This window comes from Arthrobacter sp. TJ-178, from assembly GCF_058269275.1.
Genome location: NZ_JBZCNK010000002.1, coordinates 399,334 through 415,699 on the forward strand (window position 1 = coordinate 399,334; position 16,366 = coordinate 415,699).

At 65.9% G+C, this 16,366-nt stretch carries 15 protein-coding genes and 1 tRNA gene; 5 read left to right on the forward strand and 11 right to left on the reverse strand.

Features of this window, described 5'->3' with window-relative positions; genetic code table 11:
- Positions 1-303: 303 nt before the first annotated feature.
- From AC4D2Q_RS08070 to AC4D2Q_RS08085, 4 genes are all read left to right on the forward strand, one after another.
- Positions 304-1,611, forward strand: coding sequence for a branched-chain amino acid ABC transporter permease (locus tag AC4D2Q_RS08070; protein WP_490946216.1), 1,308 nt, complete (start codon positions 304-306; stop codon positions 1,609-1,611).
- Positions 1,612-1,624: 13 nt separating this feature from the next.
- Positions 1,625-2,605 carry a branched-chain amino acid ABC transporter permease gene (locus AC4D2Q_RS08075; protein ID WP_490927082.1) on the forward strand — a complete coding sequence of 327 codons (981 nt, stop codon included), beginning with the start codon at positions 1,625-1,627 and terminating at the stop codon, positions 2,603-2,605.
- A gap of 107 nt (positions 2,606-2,712) precedes the next feature.
- Positions 2,713-3,660: an ABC transporter ATP-binding protein gene (locus AC4D2Q_RS08080; RefSeq protein ID WP_490927435.1), complete on the forward strand. Its 948-nt coding sequence runs from the start codon at positions 2,713-2,715 to the stop codon at positions 3,658-3,660.
- Positions 3,657-4,403 (forward strand): ABC transporter ATP-binding protein, encoded by a 747-nt coding sequence (locus AC4D2Q_RS08085; RefSeq protein ID WP_490927081.1) that lies wholly within the window; start codon positions 3,657-3,659, stop codon positions 4,401-4,403. Before AC4D2Q_RS08080 ends, AC4D2Q_RS08085 begins: the two co-directional genes overlap by 4 nt.
- A 110-nt stretch (positions 4,404-4,513) precedes the next feature.
- On the opposite strand, the gene AC4D2Q_RS08090 is transcribed toward AC4D2Q_RS08085, so the two are convergent.
- From AC4D2Q_RS08090 to AC4D2Q_RS08115, 6 genes are all read right to left on the reverse strand, one after another.
- On the reverse strand, positions 4,514-5,914 hold the full coding sequence (locus AC4D2Q_RS08090) for an ABC transporter substrate-binding protein (protein WP_490945976.1): 1,401 nt from the start codon (positions 5,912-5,914) through the stop codon (positions 4,514-4,516).
- A 173-nt stretch (positions 5,915-6,087) separates the two neighbouring features.
- Positions 6,088-6,471 (reverse strand): D-ribose pyranase, encoded by a 384-nt coding sequence (rbsD, locus tag AC4D2Q_RS08095; RefSeq protein ID WP_490945977.1) that lies wholly within the window; start codon positions 6,469-6,471, stop codon positions 6,088-6,090.
- Entirely contained in the window at positions 6,468-7,409 is a 942-nt protein-coding gene (locus tag AC4D2Q_RS08100) for a substrate-binding domain-containing protein (RefSeq protein WP_490927078.1), read from the reverse strand. The genes rbsD and AC4D2Q_RS08100 overlap by 4 nt, the downstream gene beginning before the upstream one ends.
- 49 nt (positions 7,410-7,458) lie before the next feature.
- A complete protein-coding gene (locus AC4D2Q_RS08105; protein WP_400926687.1) occupies positions 7,459-8,457 on the reverse strand; it encodes an ABC transporter permease in 999 nt (332 codons plus the stop codon).
- Positions 8,454-9,986: a sugar ABC transporter ATP-binding protein gene (locus AC4D2Q_RS08110; RefSeq protein WP_490945978.1), complete on the reverse strand. Its 1,533-nt coding sequence runs from the start codon at positions 9,984-9,986 to the stop codon at positions 8,454-8,456. Before AC4D2Q_RS08110 ends, AC4D2Q_RS08105 begins: the two co-directional genes overlap by 4 nt.
- Positions 9,983-10,972, reverse strand: a complete 990-nt coding sequence (locus AC4D2Q_RS08115) for a LacI family DNA-binding transcriptional regulator (RefSeq protein WP_490945979.1) — start codon at positions 10,970-10,972, stop codon at positions 9,983-9,985. Before AC4D2Q_RS08115 ends, AC4D2Q_RS08110 begins: the two co-directional genes overlap by 4 nt.
- Before the next feature lie 290 nt (positions 10,973-11,262).
- On the opposite strand from AC4D2Q_RS08115, the gene AC4D2Q_RS08120 reads away from it, so the two are divergent.
- The gene (locus AC4D2Q_RS08120) at positions 11,263-11,535 is read left to right on the forward strand and encodes a hypothetical protein (RefSeq protein ID WP_490945980.1); all 273 of its coding nucleotides are present in this window, start codon (positions 11,263-11,265) and stop codon (positions 11,533-11,535) included.
- A gap of 8 nt (positions 11,536-11,543) precedes the next feature.
- Here the strand turns inward: AC4D2Q_RS08120 and AC4D2Q_RS08125 are convergent.
- From AC4D2Q_RS08125 to AC4D2Q_RS08145, 5 genes are all read right to left on the reverse strand, one after another.
- Positions 11,544-11,616, reverse strand: a tRNA-Leu gene (locus AC4D2Q_RS08125).
- Positions 11,617-11,733: 117 nt separating this feature from the next.
- Complete coding sequence (locus AC4D2Q_RS08130; RefSeq protein WP_490927073.1) at positions 11,734-13,122, reverse strand: NAD(P)/FAD-dependent oxidoreductase; 1,389 nt, start codon at positions 13,120-13,122, stop codon at positions 11,734-11,736.
- Positions 13,123-13,153: 31 nt separating this feature from the next.
- On the reverse strand, positions 13,154-14,518 hold the full coding sequence (locus AC4D2Q_RS08135) for a S8 family serine peptidase (protein ID WP_490945981.1): 1,365 nt from the start codon (positions 14,516-14,518) through the stop codon (positions 13,154-13,156).
- Between the two features lie 62 nt (positions 14,519-14,580).
- Positions 14,581-15,576, reverse strand: coding sequence for a Ppx/GppA phosphatase family protein (locus tag AC4D2Q_RS08140; protein WP_490946217.1), 996 nt, complete (start codon positions 15,574-15,576; stop codon positions 14,581-14,583).
- A gap of 20 nt (positions 15,577-15,596) precedes the next feature.
- A complete protein-coding gene (locus AC4D2Q_RS08145; protein ID WP_490927071.1) occupies positions 15,597-16,271 on the reverse strand; it encodes a DUF501 domain-containing protein in 675 nt (224 codons plus the stop codon).
- Between the last annotated feature and the right edge of the window lie 95 nt (positions 16,272-16,366).

Genomic DNA, 16,366 nt, shown 5'->3' on the forward strand with positions numbered 1-16,366 from the left:
TCCTTGGCGGGAGGTGAGCTGCGGTAACAGTTCCGCATAGGCGGCACTCCGGCGGGGACGGCCACTGGCGCGATGGCCGCGGAAGGAAGTCGTTATCCGATCGCGACATTCGGGCCGGGGCAAACGCGTCTCCCTGAAACAAACAGTGGGTAGCATGATCCCCAATCAGTGACAGATGTCACACACGGAACCGCCTAAGTGCCGATTTTCTCGGTGCGCACGGCCTGGGCGCGGAGGAATCAGAATTTGTTGAAAACATCGGCCATTGCCCGGTATCTGGGATTGCTGGCGGCGGTGGCGGCGATGTTCGCCGGCCTGCTGCTGTCTGCTCCAGCCGTGCAGGCAACCACAGCAACCCCGGCGCCGGCAGCGTCGGAGAGCGCATCCCCGCCCGCCGGCGGCCCCACTGACGGTGCCGCCACTGACGGTGCCGAATTCAGCGACCGGATCAGCGGCGTCGTCCGCAACGAAGGCGTTCCGGTCGAAGGCGTGACCATCACGGCTTCAGCCAACGGGTACGAGGGCGAAACCGTTACGGCTGCCAACGGCTCCTGGTCCATCGGCGTTCCGGAACAGGGCGCCTTCGAGGTGGAACTGGATGAGTCCACCCTCCCGGAGGGCGTCGCGCTGGCGGAGGGCCAGGAGAATCCCCGCACCGTGACCTTCGCGGGAACGTCCAACATCACCACGCTGTTCCTGCTGGGCGAGGGCATCGTCCTGCAGCAGGACAGCTTTGGAACCATCCTCACCGAGCGCATGGTCGCCGGACTGAGCTTCGGCCTGCTGCTGGCGCTGAGCGCCGTCGGGCTTTCCCTGATCTTCGGCACCACGGGCCTGACCAACTTCGCCCACGGCGAGATGGTGACCTTTGGCGCGGTCCTGGCCTTTACTTTCGCTGCGATGGGCATGCCGGCCTGGATCGCCCTGCCGCTGGCGGTGATCGGAGGCGGCGCCTTCGGCTACGTCCAGGATGCGGGCCTCTGGAAGCCGCTGCGGCGCCGCGGCACGGGACTGGTGCCCATGATGATCGTCAGCATCGGTCTGGCGGTTGCCGTGCGCTACACCGTGCTGTTCTTCTTTGGCGGCGGCACCCAGCAGCTGCCGGGTTCGCAGAGCCCGCTGCTGGAACTGGGCCCGGTGTCCATTCCGCGGAACACCCTGATTTCCCTGTTCGTGAGCCTGGCGGTCATTCTCCTGATTGCGGTGCTGCTGCTGCGCACCCGCATCGGAAAGGCCACCCGCGCCGTCGCCGACAACCCTGCCCTGGCGGCCGCATCCGGCATCGACGTGGACCGCGTCATCCGCATTGTCTGGGTCCTCGGCGGGGCGCTGGCCGCCATGGGCGGCATTCTGTGGGCGTACTACCGCCCCGGCGTCTCCTTTAATATGGGCCAGCAAATCCTGCTGCTGATCTTCGCCGGCGTCACGCTTGGCGGACTGGGTACCGTATTCGGTGCCCTGATCGGCTCCGTGCTCGTGGGTCTTTTCGTGGAAATCTCCACACTTTGGCTGGAGGCGGACCTTAAATACGTAGGCGCGCTGGTCATCATGATTCTTGTCCTCCTCGTCCGGCCGCAGGGAATCCTCGGCCGCCGCGAGCGCATAGGTTAGGGGCTTAGCTCAGATGGACTTCGCAAACATTCTCCTCGGTGCACTCAACGAGATCATCAGCCCCACCACGGCGGCCTACGCACTGGCGGCGCTGGGACTGGCCGTGCACTTCGGCTATACCGGCCTGCTGAACTTTGGCCAGGCCGGGTTCATGGCAGTGGGCGCCTACGGCTTCGCCATCCCGATCCTGTCCTACAACGCTCCCCTGCCGGTGGCACTGCTGATCGCCCTCGCTGCATCCGTCATCTTCGCGGTGATCCTCGGCATTCCCACACTGCGCCTCAGGGCGGACTATCTGGCCATCGTGACCATTGCCGCCGCGGAAATCATCCGCTACATCGTGACCACCAACGGCATGACGTCAGTTACCGGTTCGGCCAACGGCCTGGCCGCGTTCACCGGAGACTTCTACAGCCTCAACCCGGTGCCTCCGGGCAGCTACGACCTGGGTCCGTTCGCCATGAATGAGCGTGATGTCTGGGTCCGTATTGTTGCCTGGCTCCTGGTCATCGTTGCCTGCCTCCTGGTGTGGATGCTGATCCGCAGCCCCTGGGGCCGTGTGGTCAAGGGAATCCGCGAGGATGAGAACGCCGTCCGCGCCCTGGGCAAGAACGTTTACGCCTACAAGATGCAGGCGCTGGTAATCGGCGGCCTGCTCGGTTCTCTGGCCGGCATCATCTTCACCCTCCCCCGTGATGCCGTTCAGCCGGCCAACTACGGCACCGAGCTGACCTTCTACCTCTACACCGCCCTGCTGCTGGGCGGCATGTCCACGGTCCTGGGACCGGTTATCGGCGCCATGATTTTCTGGGTTCTCCTCTCCGTGACACAGGGCCTGCTCTACGGAGCCATTGAAGCCGGCTACATCACTTTCATTAGCACTTCCCAGGCAGGTCAGATCCGCTACATCCTTGTTGGTGTGGCATTGATGCTGCTGATGATCTTCAGGCCCCAGGGCATCCTGGGCAATAAGAAGGAGCTGGCGTTCGCATGAGTTCCCAGGCAAACGACCCACGGGCCTCGGTCCCCGCCGGAGGCGCGCACGCCGCTCCTTCCGGCGCATCGGCCTCCGGGCCCGCCGGTGACACCGGCACCGAATACATGACCGACACCCGCCCCATCGCCGACGGCCCGGCCGAACCGGGCTGCCGCAAGCGTGACCCCATCCTCGTGGCCCGGAACGTGACCCGGACCTACGGCGGCATTAACGCCGTCGACGTCGACCACGTGGAGATACCGCGCAACAAAATCACCGCCCTGATCGGCCCCAACGGCGCCGGCAAGACCACACTGTTCAACCTGCTCACCGGCTTTGACACGCCGCAGTCCGGCGACTGGCAGTTCGAGGGCCGGGACCTGGCCGGGGTGTCTGCCTATAAAGTGGCGCGGCTGGGCATGGTCCGCACCTTCCAGCTGACCAAGGTCATGGGCAAGCTCACCGTGATTGAAAACATGCGCCTCGGCGCTGCTTCCCAGCCCGGCGAGTCCCTGTGGCGGGCGTTCCTGCCGCCGCTGTGGCGCAGCCGGGAACGGGAGATCACAGAGCAGGCCGACGTGCTGCTGGCCAAGTTCAAACTCGATACCAAGCGCAGCGACTACGCGGCGTCGCTCTCCGGCGGCCAGCGCAAGCTGTTGGAAATGGCCCGCGCACTGATGGTGCGGCCCAAGCTGGTCATGTTGGACGAGCCCATGGCCGGTGTGAACCCTGCCCTGACCCAGTCCCTGCTGGACCACATCAAGAACCTCAAGGCCGAGGGCATGACGGTCCTTTTCGTGGAGCACGACATGCACATGGTGCGGCATATCGCCGACTGGGTCATTGTGATGGCCGAGGGCAAGGTGGTGGCCGAGGGCCCTCCGGGCGAGGTCATGAAGGACCAGGCCGTCATTGACGCCTATCTGGGCGCGCATCACGACGTGGACCTGGGCGATTCCGAGGGCTTCGAGAAGCTGGAAGCCGAGCTGGAACACGACGCCGAATCCTCGGTGGGCACCGAACCTGACGGCGTAGTCGGCAGGCGTATTGATGAGCGGAAGGAACAGGCATGACAGCCGAAGCGTTCGACGGCGATTCCGTCGTCAAAGTGACTGATCTGGTGGCCGGCTACATCCCGGGCGTCAACATCCTCAACGGCTGCAGCATCGAGGCCCGCCGCGGAGAGCTCATCGGGATCATCGGCCCCAACGGCGCCGGCAAGTCCACCCTGCTCAAGGCGATGTTCGGCCTGGTGAAGGTGCACTCCGGAACCGTTGTGGTCCGCGGGCAGGACCTCACCGGCATGAAGGCCAACAAGCTGGTCAGCCGCGGGGTGGGGTTCGTGCCGCAGAACAACAATGTGTTCCCCTCGCTGACGATCGAAGAAAACCTGCAGATGGGTGTCTTCCAGGCACCCAAGACGTTCCGGGACCGCTTCGACTTTGTGGCCGGAGTTTTTCCGGAGCTCGCCAAGCGCCGCGCCCAGCGTGCCGGCTCGCTGTCCGGCGGTGAACGGCAGATGGTCGCCATGGGCCGGGCACTGATGATGGACCCCGCCGTGCTGCTGCTCGACGAACCCTCGGCCGGCCTCTCCCCCGTCAAGCAGGACGAGGCGTTCCTGCGGGTGCATGAGATCAACCGCGCCGGTGTGTCCGTCATTATGGTGGAGCAGAATGCGCGCCGCTGCCTGCAGATCTGCGACCGTGCCTACGTACTGGACCAGGGCCGCGATGCCTACACCGGCACGGGCCGTGACCTGATGAAGGACCCCAAGGTGATCCAGCTTTATCTGGGAACCCTGGCCGACACCGCCTGACCGCAATAATCCAGCACACATAAAGCAGCCCCCGCCGGTACTTCCCGGCGGGGGCTGCTTTATCTGGAACGGGTGGAACTGTGTGGAACTGTGTGGAACTGTGTGAAACGTTAGAGCTTGCCCTCTTCGGAGCGGCTCGGCACCGGCTTGTTGTCGGCGTCGAACTGGTAAATGCCGATGTACGCCTCGGTGGGGTCGCCGTTCTCGTCGAAGGTCACCGGGCCTGAGTAACCGTCATAGTCGATGTCCCCGCCGCCGCGCAGGATGGTCACGCAGCCCGCGTAGTCGTAGCACTTCTCGCCCTCCTCTGATACGCCCTGCAGCTCCGCAGCCATTGCCTTGCCGTCGGTGCTTCCGGCAGCTTCCGCAGCCAAAGCCAGCATGGTCACGGCGTCGTAGCTTTCACCGGCGTAGGACCAGTCCTTAAGGGCCGGATCCACCGCCAGCAGGGATTCCTTGAAGTTGTCCGAAGCGAACGGACCCGGAATGGTGCCCTGCGCCCCTTCGAGCGTTCCGGCTTCCAGGTCGGCGCTGTAGTCGGAGGTGTTGCCGTCCACAAAGAACAGCTGGCTCGGGTCAACACCCTTTGCGGTCAACAGCGGAACAATGCTCTTGGCCTGTTCAAAGCTGATAACCACAATGGCATCCGGCTTGGCAGCGGCAACCTTGTCCACCTGGCTGCTGAACTGGGATTCGCCCTCGTTGAACATTTCTTCGGCAACAACCTGGCCGCCGGCGGCTTCCACCGAGCTCTTGATGTTGCCCTGCAGGCCGGTGCCGTACGCGTCGTTGAGGACAATCATGCCCACTGTCTGCGCGCCGCAGCTCATGATGTAGTTGCCCAGCGTCCGTCCCTGCAGCACGTCCGAAGGAGCGGTGCGCCAGTACAGCCCGTTGTCGTCCCAGGTGGTGAAGTCCGGAGACGTGTTGGCCGGCGAGAACTGAATGACGCCGGCTCCGGTGATCTGGCCGATGACCGTCTTGGAAACGCCCGAGGATGCGGCACCAACAATGGCGCTTACGCCCTGGCCCAGCATGTCCGTGACCGACTGGGTGGCGATGTCAGTGGTGGTGTCACCGGAATCGCGGTGAAGAACCTCCGCATCCTTACCCAGAACACCCCCTGCCGCGTTCACTTCATTGATTGCCAAATTCACGCCGGCAACTTCCGGCGGGCCCAGGAAGGCGAGTGCACCTGTGGCCGGAAGCAGCGAGCCGATTTTCAGCGGGGTTTCCGTGGTGCCGGTGGAGGCGGGAACGGCCGCGGCATCACCCTTGGCTCCGGGATCCGTTCCCTTGCCGCCCTCGTTCGGCGGGCAGGTGATGGGCGAGGCGGCAGCGGGAGCGGAAGACCCCGAAGATGATTCCGAACCCGTCGCCGGGTCGGAAGGGGTATCTCCCCCGCTGCAGCCGGAGGCGACAAGTACCAATCCGAGCCCCACCGCCGCGATTCTGGCCGCCCGGCTGTAACCGTCCAGGCCGGGACGGCCCTTGGTGCGTAGTGCAGTCATAGATTTTTTCTCCCCGATCGAAAGGCGGAGGCCTTTGATGCTCTTGTCAGGTGTTCCTGATTAGAAGAAAAGCTAGTTGAATAATGAGTCAAACATAAGGGTTTAGGGTTACGTCCTTGTAACACTCATCACACTACGCACTCCCGCCTCTTGCACTGGAGACGGGCCGCGGGTTAGAACGTGACGCCGCTGCGCAGCAGGACGTTGGCAAAGGGCGTGGCTTCTCCCGTCCGCACGATCAGCCGTACGGACGGAAGAAGGGCCTTGAACTCCTCATGGCTCACCCTTTCCGGCGCCAGCCCGGCATCCGCCAGCACCCGCTCGACGCCGGTGCCCGCGGCTTCCGCAGCCATGACGGCTCCTTCAACCTCTACGTCGGCCAGCACTGCGGTCAGCACCTGTTCAAAGGACGGAATGCCCTTCACCAGCGCCAGGTCCACTGTCTGAACCCCGTCCGGGACGGGCAGGCCGCAGTCGGCAATCGCTACCAGATGCCCGTGCCCCAGACGGGCAATGGCGGCGTTCAGGGGTGCGTTGAGAATGCCGGTCTTTTTCATGAGGCGAAGTCGGCCAGGTTCTCGGTGTTCACGGTCGTGACCGGAACGGGGATGGTCTTTTCCACGGTTTCGCCCTCAAGGAGCTGGGCCAGGACTTCAACCGAGCGCTTGCCGAGCTCGGCGGGCTGCTGGGCGATGGTGGCCGTGAGCGTGCCGTCCTTGATGGCGGCGAATCCGCCCTCGGTGCCGTCGAAGCCCACGACGCTGACCTCGGCGCCGGCGCGGCTGCCGAGCGCCTGGATGGCGCCCAGGGCCATTTCATCATTTTCTGCGAAGACGCCGGTCACGCCGGGGTGTGCCTGCAGCAGGTTGGTGGCAACGTTCAAGGCCTCGGCCCGGTCAAAGTTGGCCGTCTGCTGTGCGGCGATCTTGATGCCCGGGTACGCCTTGAGCCCTTCGGTGAAACCGGCGCCGCGGTCACGGCTGGCCGATGTTCCGGCAACACCCTGCAGGATGATGATTTCACCCTCCCCGCCCATGGCCTTGGCCAGTTCGTCTGCCGCCTGGCGTCCGCCGGCCTCATTGTCGCTGGAGACCAGGGACTGCACGTCCGCGCCGTTCACCGTGCGGTCCACGGCAACAATCGGGGTTTCGTTGGCCAGCAGGGGGCTCACGGAAGCGGCAGCGGCGTCGGAATCGACCGGATTAATGATGACTCCCTCCGTGCCGGAGGTCGCGGCGGTGGCCAGCTGGTTGGTCTGGGTGGCCGAGTCGTTCTGCGCGTCCAGGACATCGAGCTCCAGGCCGGCGGCTTCGGCGGCGGTCTGCGCTCCGTCGCGCAGTTCGACGAAGAACGGGTTGTTCAGGGTGGACACGGCCAGGGTGACGGTTCCGCCCGAAGCGGCGGCGTCGTCGCCCCGGTTGCAGGCGGTGGCGCCCAGAAGGAGGCCGAGTGAAACGGTGACGGCCGCAGTCTTGCGTGCTGAGGAGAACTTCATTGTTGGTTCCTTTGGATATGGGTTGGGCAGGTGAAGAGGGAGGTGTGCGTCAATGGGTGGAGTTCTTGCGGCGCAGTGCGTCTGCGCCCACGGCCAGGGCGATGACCAGGCCGATCACCACCTGCTGCCAGAACGAGGAAACGTTCAGCAGGTTCAGGCCGTTGCGGATGACCACCAGCACCAGGGCGCCGATCAGCGTGCCGCTGATGCGGCCGACTCCGCCGGCCAGTGAAGCACCGCCAATAACGACGGCGGCAATGGCGTCCAGTTCATAGCCGGAGGCGGCCTGCGGCTGGGCCGAGTCCAGGCGCCCGGAGAGCAGGAGCCCGGCCAGTGCGGCAAACAGCCCCGAGAGGGCGAACACGGTCACCAGGACCCGGCGTACGGGGATGCCGGAGAGCCGGGCGGCTTCGGTGTTGCCGCCAACGGCGTACATGTACCGGCCAATAACCGTGTAGTTCAGGATCAGCGCGGCAACGATGCCGGCAATGATCAGGACCACGATGGGCATGGGGATCGGGCCGACGTTGCCGCCCAGGAAGGAAACCTCATCCGCCGTCGCAATCGGCCTGCCGTCGGAAAGGACCAGGGTCAGGCCGCGGGCCACACTGAGCATGGCCAGGGTGGCGATGAAGGAGGGCAGCCGGCCGTAGGCAACGGCAAAGCCGCTGACCGCGCCGCTGAGGGCGCCGATCAGCAGTCCGCCAAGCAGCGCGATCCACCCGGGCATGCTGCCCTGGGTAAACATCCAGGCCGACCCCATGGCGGACAGTGCGGCCACCGATCCCACCGAGAGGTCAATGCCGGCGGCCACGATTACAAAGGTCATGCCGAAGGCCAGCACCGCAATCACGGAGGCCTGGATGCCGATGTTCAATAGGTTCGGGCCGGTGAGGAAGTCCGGGGTGGCAATGAAGAGCGCCAGCCCAAGGACCACGAGTCCCACCAGGGCACCGTTGTCGGCGAGGAATTTCTTCGCCCGGGCACTCTTTTCCGGTGCCTGCTTCCGCGCAACCGTTTCCGGTGCCTGCACAGCTGCCTTGTTCATGATCCGTCCTTCATCAGTTGGTCTTCCACATCACGCTGTACATCCCGCACTGCCAGCGACATCACTGCGTCCTGGGTTGCCCCGGCCGCGTCAAGTTCGCCGGCAATGTGCCCGCCGCTCATGACGAGGATCCGGTCGCTCATGCCCAGGACTTCAGGGAGCTCGCTGGACACCATGACGACGGCGCCGCCGGCTGCGGTGATGGCGTTGATAAGTTCGTAGATCTCCACCTTGGCGCCCACGTCCACGCCGCGGGTCGGCTCGTCCAGCAGCAACACGGTTGAGCCAGCAACGATCCAGCGGGCAAACACGGCCTTCTGCTGGTTGCCGCCCGAAAGCGAGCCCACCGCCTGGTCCAGGTTGTGCATGCGGATCCGGAGCCGGTCCGCCACTTCCTGGGCGCGCCGCCGCTGGCCGGCAAAGTCCACCACGCCTGCCTTGGCGGTTGAGTTCAGGGTGGCGTAGCCGATGTTGTCGTTGACCGCCGCACCGAGGACCAGTCCCTGGACCTTGCGGTCTTCGGGCACATGTCCAATGCCGGCGCGGATCGCGGCACCGATGTCGCCCTTGGGCAGCAGGGCGTCCCGTACCCGGACGGAGCCTGCGGCATAGGAGTCCGCACCTGCGATGGCGCGCACCACTTCCGTCCGTCCCGCCCCCATGAGTCCGGCCAGGGAAACCACTTCTCCGGCGCGGACCGAGAAGGACACATCGTGGATCAGGCCCTTGGTGGACAGGCCCTTGACCTCGAGCAGCGTTTCGGCCGGCCCGGTGAAGTCGCGGCGGCGGGGGAACTGCTGGTCAATGTCGCGGCCCACCATCAGGCGGACGAGTTCGTCTTCGTGGGTGTCCGCAGGCACCTCGGCAATGAACTTTCCGTCACGCAGCACGGACACTGAATCACCGATGGCCGCAATCTCGTCCAGGTGGTGGGAAATAAACACCATGCCCACGCCCTTCCGGCGCAGGTCCTCGACGACGGCGAACAGGGCGGCGATTTCACGGTTGGTCAGGGCCGCCGTCGGCTCATCCAGGATGAGCATGCGGGCGTTGAGGCTCAGCGCCTTGGCGATTTCCACCAGCTGCTGGCGGGCAATGCCCAGCTCCCCCACCGGCTGGTCCAGATCCACGTCCAGGCCGATCAGGTCCAGGGCAGCCCGGGCACGGGCCTTCATGGCGCGGCGGTCCACCAGCCCGTACTTCCGCGGCATCCGGCCCAGACAGATGTTCTCGGCCACGCTCATGGAACCCACGAGGTTCAGTTCCTGGTGGATGGTGGCAATCCCCAAGGCCTCGGCCGCCTTGGTGTCCGGCAGGGACACCGGCTGGCCGTCCACGAGGATCCGGCCGCCGTCGGGCTGGTAAACGCCGGACATCATTTTGATCAGGGTGGACTTGCCGGCGCCGTTTTCGCCCAGGAGCACCTGGACCTTGCCGGGACGCACCTGCACGGTGACGCCGTCGATCACCGTCACCGGTCCGAAGGATTTGCTGACGCCCTCAAGCGTCAGGATGGGGTTCTCGCTCATGGTTGTTTTCCTTCTGGACGGGATGGTGTGGAACCACGAATGATGAGCCGACTTGGCAGCACCGCGGATTCCGGTGATTCTCCGGCAATTTCCGCGATCAACAGGTCGACGGCCAAACGCCCCATGGCGTGGACGTCGTGCGCAATGACGGTCAGCGCCGGGTTCAGCAGCGTGAAGGCTTCAATGTCGTCGTAGGCCACGAAGGCGACATCCCGGCCGATGGTGAGTGAGCGTTCGTTGCAGACCGCTATGGCTCCGATGCTCATCAGGCTGTCCGCCGCCAGCAGTGCGGTGGGCGGTTCGGCGAGGTCCAGCAGACACCGTGCGCCGGCCGCGCCGCTGGCGGACTGGAAGTCGCCCTGATAGATGAGGCTGCCGTCGTCGTCGGCGCCGGTTTCGGCAACAGCGCAGCGGTAGGCCTGCAGGCGCTGGCGTCCGGTGGAGGTGGACTGGGGTCCGGCGATGTAGCCGATCCGGCGGTGGCCGCGCTGCATGAGGTGATGGACGGCGTCGGCGATGCCGCCGGTGTTGTCCGCCGTGACGGAGGGAACCGCGGCACCGTCCACCACGCGGTCCACGACGACCGTGGGCACCTCGCCGGCGAGCAGCCCGGGCAGGTCCTGTGCGTCGCCCTGCGGCGCGGCGATCAGTCCGTCCACGCGCTGGGACAGCATGACCTCCACGTAACTGTCCTGCTGCGTCTGGCTCTCGTTGGCATTGCCGAAGAGGGTCAGGTAGCCGAAGTCCCGGGCTCGCTGTTCGACGGCGTGGGCCAGGTCAGCGAAGAACGGGTTGCGGATGTCGGGCAGCAGCAAACCGATGGTCTGCGTGCTGGTCTTGCGCAGGGAGCGGGCCTGGGCGTTGGGACGGAAGCCGAGCTCCGCGGCGGCTGTGCGCACGGCCTGGCGGGCTTCCTCCGACGTGGCGGAGTGCCCCGAAAGAACGCGGGAGGCAGTGGCCGCGGAGACGCCGGCCTTCTGCGCCACGTCCCTGATCGTCGTTGACCGCACACTGCTCCCTACACCGTTGTGGAATCGATTCCATGGAATCGATTCCAAGTATGGGGCAGATCATGGTGTGGCGTCAAACACGTCGAGTTTCGGCCGCACTGCGGGCCGGAGGGGAAGCTCTGGAATACGGACGGGTGCTTCAGTAAAGGCGCAGGTCAGACGGAAATCCCATCGTTTCGCCCTCGGCCCGGAGCACCGCAGAAATACTGGTGGACAAAGATCCGCACGCCAACCATCTATGCACGCCGCGCCACCGAATAAGAGTCATGACCCAGCAGCATGCAAGCAACAACGCCCAGCCTCCGCTTCGGGAATGGTCCGGCACATACGGCGGGTTCTATCTGCTTCCCGGCGATGCCTGGGGTGTCTCGACGGCGCCGGACGGCAGCCCGCAGGCCCGCTGCTGTTCCTGCAGCTGGGAACACGATGCCGCTACCGAGGAAGAATCGGTCCGGATGCTCACTGCACACCTGCGGGTGGCCCACCCCGACCAGCCCGGGGTCGTGAACCCCTCCGACCGGCCGGCGGGTGAAGCGTAGTCCAGCGGTACCCCAGGTCGGACTCGAACCGACAACACGCAGATTTTAAGTCTGTTGCCTCTGCCATTGGGCTACTGGGGCTGAAGCGAAAGCTTCTGCTCAAGCCTACTGGATGCGCACATGCAGCCGGAAACAGCAGCGGCGGCCCCTCCCGAAGGAGGAACCGCCGTCGTGCATGCCAATGCGAGGAGGAAGGGCCTACTTGCCGGCCATTTCCTTCTTCTTGGCCGGGGTGGCGGCCGCAACGAACGCCGAACGCGGGTTCTTCAGGTTGCGCAGACCGGTGAGGTCGCGGCCGAAGCTCACGTTCAGCAGCCAGCCGGAGATCACGCGGAACTTGCGCTCGAACATCGGCATGGCCAGGCCGTGGTAGCCGCGGTGTGCCAGCCAGGCCGGGAAGCCCTTCATGCCGAAGCCCATGATGTTGGCAATGCCCTTGTACTGGCCCAGGCCGGCCACGGCGCCGAGGTTCTTGTGGTTGTACTCTTCGATGCTGCCTTCGCCGTAGCGTGCTGCCAGAAGGTTCTTGGCGAGCAGCTTGGCCTGGCGGACGGCGTGCTGTGCGTTGGGAACGCAGAACCCGCCGACTCCGCCGCCGGAGAGATCCGGAACAGCAGAGACGTCGCCGGCAGCCCAGGCGCCGTCGATGGGGCCGTCGTCGCCGGTGATGCGCAGTTCGGCGTTGGCACGGACGCGGCCGCGCTCGTCAACCGGGAAGTCGGTGGCGCGGACCATCGGGTTGGCCTGCACACCGGCAGTCCAGATGAGGGTGTCTGCGCCGAATTCGCCGGCCGGGGACTTGTCCGCCATGTTGATCAGCTTGAGGACGCCGTCCTCAGCCGAGGCCAGGGAGGTGTTCAGCAGGACCTCGATGCCGCGGGCACGCATGCTGGAAACGACCCATTCGGCCTGCTCCGGCTTGACCTCGGGCATAACGCGGCCCATGGCTTCGATCATGACAAAGCGGAGGTCTTCACGCTTCAGGCGGCTGTTCTCGCGGACGGCGTCGCGCGCCATGTCCTCGATTTCAGTCAGGGTTTCGATGCCGGCAAAGCCGCCGCCGACGACGACGAACGTCAGGGCGCGCTCGCGCTCCGGACCTGCGGGCATCAGGGAAGCGGTTTCGATGCGCTCGAGCACGTGGTTGCGGGTGGCCACGGCTTCTTCGATGGTCTTCATGCCGATGCCGGCCTCGGCGAGGCCCGGGATCGGGAAGGTGCGGGTGATGGAACCTGCAGCCAGGACAACGTCCTGGTACGGCAGTTCAAACGGCTCGCTGCCGTCAGCCGGTTCAACAACGGCCGTGCGGGCCGCGTGGTTGATGGAGGTCACCTTGCCGGTGATCAGTTCCGTGTCCTTGAGGTGCATGCGGTGGGAAACCACGGCGTCGCGGGCCTCGATGGTGCCTGCGGCCACCTCGGGAAGGAAGGGCTGGTACGTCATGTAAGGCAGCGGGTCCACAACAGTGACGATGCCACCCTCAGCCTTGACCTTATTCTGGAGGTTCTTGGCTACGTAGAGTCCTACGTAGCCACCGCCTACCACCAGGACGCGCGGACGGTCTGAAAACTGTGTTGTAGATGCCATGCCTACATGGTACCTGAGTTTGTGAAAAGCTTCACGAGAGATTTGGCTGCTCCGGAGGCAGTATTTTCGTCTCGTCAAAGGCCGGATTCTCCTGCCCCCGGCGGCGTGCCCGGGCAATGGCGACCGCCCCTGCCGCTGTGACCAAAATCAGCAGCGCGCCAAAACCGATCACAATGGTTCCGGGCAGCAGATCAGTCTCGGTTCCGGGTGCCAGTGCTGCCGGTACCGTCGGTTCCGGCAGGTCCGGCGCCATGGGTTGCGCCGCGTCCGGAACCTCGCCGGCCGGAGCCGGAGCGGTGTCGCGGCGGTGGATGCGGATCCAGTCCGCAATGCTGCCCAGCGGATTCGCGGCCACGGAGGGAACGTCGGCGGTGAGAGCTGCACCGGCATCCAACAGCCCGTATCCGTAGAGGGTGTCCTGGCCCGGGGCACCGGCCTCGCGGGCGGTGGCGGTGATCCGGTTGATGACATCCGCGGCGCTGAGGTCCGGATACGCGGACCGGATGAGCGCAGCGGTTCCTGCCACCAGCGGCGCGGCCCCGGAGGTTCCGCTCCAGTCCGCATAGCGGGCCGGGCCTCCGGGCAGTCCGCCCACGAGGTCCTCCGCCGGCGCGGCCACGCCGATGCTGATCCCCTCCGAGGAGGAATCCCGGCTGGCTGCGCCCAACCGGTCCAGTCCGGCGACCGTGAGGACCCCGGGAATGGTGGCCGGAGCGCCCACCTGGACCATGCCCACGCCGCGGTTTCCGGCGGCAGCCACCACCACCACGTCCTGCTCCTCGGCGTACAGGAAAGCCTCATCCCAGCTTTCCGGCCAGGAGGGAGAGGTGCTGCCCAGGGACATGTTGATGACTTGGGCGCCGTTGTCCACGGCCCACCGAATGGCCACCGGGATCTGGTCTTCGATCGGAATTCCGGCCGGATTCTCCGGACCGATCCAGGCGGAGACCGCCAGCAGCTCAGCTTTGGGTGCCACACCGATGATGCCGTCGGACTTGGCCTGTTCCGCGGCGGGTGACGGTGACGGGTCTTTCGGAGCTTTGTCCGTATTCTTGCCGGTCTGGGCGGGCGACGGCGGGGCGGCCGGGGCGGCCGGGGCGTGTCCGCGCCCCGCGAGCAGGGTGGCCACAAGTGTCCCGTGCGAGGGGTTGCTTCCGAGCCCTCTGCCTCCGGCCGGATCTCCGACGCCGGACACGTCTGTACCGCCGGTGACCGCGCCGGCCAGATCGGGATGGGTCGGATCGATTCCGGTGTCGATGACCGCGACCTTCACGCCCTCGCCCTGGCTGACCGCCCAGGCTTCATCAAAACCGTAATCGGCCAGCCAGTACTGCTTGTCCCGCCATTGGTCGGCGGCAGCCGGACTGGCCGGAAGGAAGGCCAACAGAAGGAGCACCGCCGTGAGGACAGCTCCCCTGCCCTTCCGGTGTCCCGGTCTTAAACCTGCCGACGCACGGGTCACCGGGCAGCGCTCAGGGCGATGCCGTCCAAAATGTCGTGTTCGCTGGTCACCGCTGAAGCAACCTTGCCGTCGGTCAGCTCCGAGACCCGGTCCACGATGGTCTGCCAGATCAGGGCGCCGGCGCCGATCACGTCCACCCGGCCCGGATGCATGTAGGGCAGTTCCGCCCGTGCGTCCCGGTCCATGTGCAGCAGTTCACCGGCAGCCTGGTCAATCCGGGCTTCGTCCAGCTCGGTCCCGTGGATCGCCTCGGCGGAGTATTCCGGCAGGTGCAGGGCGTGGGCGGTGACCGTGGTGATGGTGCCGGCGACGCCCACCAGGCGGTCTGCCTCGGCCAGCGGCACGGTGGCCAGGACCTGGGCAATGATGTCCAGGATGTCTCCGCGGGCCATCGCAATTTCCGCTTCGGTGGGCGGATTGGACGTGAGGTGGCGCTCAGTGAAGCGGACGCAGCCCATGTTGGTGCTCTTGGCCGCCATAACTCCGTCAGAGGTGCCCAGCACAAACTCCGTGCTGCCGCCGCCCAGATCCACAACCAAAGTCTTGGACCCGTTGCTGCTGCCCAGGACGCTGGTAGCCCCGGCGAAGGACAGGCCTGCTTCTTCGTCTCCGGAGATGACCTCGGGCTCCACGCCCAGCCGCTCGCGGATGCCGGCCACGAACTCCTCGCGGTTTTCGGCATCCCGGCTGGCGGACGTCGCGACGAAGCGGACGCGCTCGGCACCGTGTTCACGGATCAGGGCGGCGTATTCGTCGGCTGCCTCGAAGGTGCGTTCCAGCGCCTCGGGAGCCAGGCGTCCAGTAGCGTCCACGCCCTGCCCGAGCCGGTTGACCCGCATCAGGCGCACGACGTCGGTCAGCCGGGGCACGCCGTCGTCCTGCGTGACGTCGGCGATCAGCAGGCGGATCGAATTGGTCCCGCAGTCGACGGCGGCTACGCGGACAGTGGGACGGGAGGCTTCGGCCTCCGCGCTGTCGGCGCCCGGCTGGATCGGTGCGCTGGCTGAATTGTTCACGGCTTCCCCTGCTGGTCGGCGTCGGCTGCGGCCTGGACGGCCTCTCGGCGGGCGGCACGCTTGGCGTCCAGTTCCTCTGCTGTGAGGCCCTGGGTCTTGGTGTGCCGGCTCAGGTCGCGGCTCGGCACTGCTCCTGTGGTGTCCCACGCGCCCTCACAGTAGCAGCGGTCGCGGGTCCACCACGGCGAAATGCGTTCCAAAGCTTCGTCACCCAGCGGGTTCACGCCGGGACCGGCGGCCAGGGAGTGGCCCACCAGCACATGCAGGCACTTCACGCGGGTGGGCATGCCGCCGGCCGAAACGCCGTCGATCTCCGGAACAGGGCCGACGCCGGTGCGGGCGCCGATTTCGTCGCGCACCTGCAGGTACGCCTCGTGGGCGGCCCGGTAGCGGTCCGCAAGCTCGGGATCCTGCTCCAGCCGCTCGGTCATTTCATTCATGACGCCGGCAGCTTCCAGCCGCGAGACCGCAGCAGTGATGACCGGGTGCGCCAGATAGTAGGTGGTGGGGAACGGAATGCCGTTGCTCAGGCGCGGAGCCGTGGTGGCAACAAGCGGATTGCCGCACACGCAGCGGGCGCCGATTTCCACGACGTCGCGTGCCGGCCTGCCGAGCTGACGGCTCAGTGTCTCCAGATCTTCGGAGGTGGGGGTGAGCTGCTCCTGGGTCATGCCGGAGGTTCCTTCCTGGGGGCCTGAACAAGCCCCGGGTGAATAATGTCTGCGCTTCTAAGATTACTGTGCGCAGAAGGACGCCGGAGCCGCAG

Bases quoted from the DNA above. Each gene is read 5' to 3' on its own strand.
- AC4D2Q_RS08075 (WP_490927082.1), top strand. From the start codon at position 1,625: ATGGACTTCGCAAACATTCTCCTCGGTGCACTCAACGAGATCATCAGC.
- AC4D2Q_RS08130 (WP_490927073.1), bottom strand. From the start codon at position 13,122: ATGGCATCTACAACACAGTTTTCAGACCGTCCGCGCGTCCTGGTGGTA.
- AC4D2Q_RS08105 (WP_400926687.1), bottom strand. From the start codon at position 8,457: ATGAACAAGGCAGCTGTGCAGGCACCGGAAACGGTTGCGCGGAAGCAG.
- AC4D2Q_RS08070 (WP_490946216.1), top strand. From the start codon at position 304: ATGTTCGCCGGCCTGCTGCTGTCTGCTCCAGCCGTGCAGGCAACCACA.
- rbsD (WP_490945977.1), bottom strand. From the start codon at position 6,471: ATGAAAAAGACCGGCATTCTCAACGCACCCCTGAACGCCGCCATTGCC.
- AC4D2Q_RS08090 (WP_490945976.1), bottom strand. From the start codon at position 5,914: ATGACTGCACTACGCACCAAGGGCCGTCCCGGCCTGGACGGTTACAGC.
- AC4D2Q_RS08085 (WP_490927081.1), top strand. From the start codon at position 3,657: ATGACAGCCGAAGCGTTCGACGGCGATTCCGTCGTCAAAGTGACTGAT.
- AC4D2Q_RS08100 (WP_490927078.1), bottom strand. From the start codon at position 7,409: ATGAAGTTCTCCTCAGCACGCAAGACTGCGGCCGTCACCGTTTCACTC.
- AC4D2Q_RS08120 (WP_490945980.1), top strand. From the start codon at position 11,263: ATGACCCAGCAGCATGCAAGCAACAACGCCCAGCCTCCGCTTCGGGAA.
- AC4D2Q_RS08080 (WP_490927435.1), top strand. From the start codon at position 2,713: ATGACCGACACCCGCCCCATCGCCGACGGCCCGGCCGAACCGGGCTGC.
- AC4D2Q_RS08110 (WP_490945978.1), bottom strand. From the start codon at position 9,986: ATGAGCGAGAACCCCATCCTGACGCTTGAGGGCGTCAGCAAATCCTTC.
- AC4D2Q_RS08145 (WP_490927071.1), bottom strand. From the start codon at position 16,271: ATGACCCAGGAGCAGCTCACCCCCACCTCCGAAGATCTGGAGACACTG.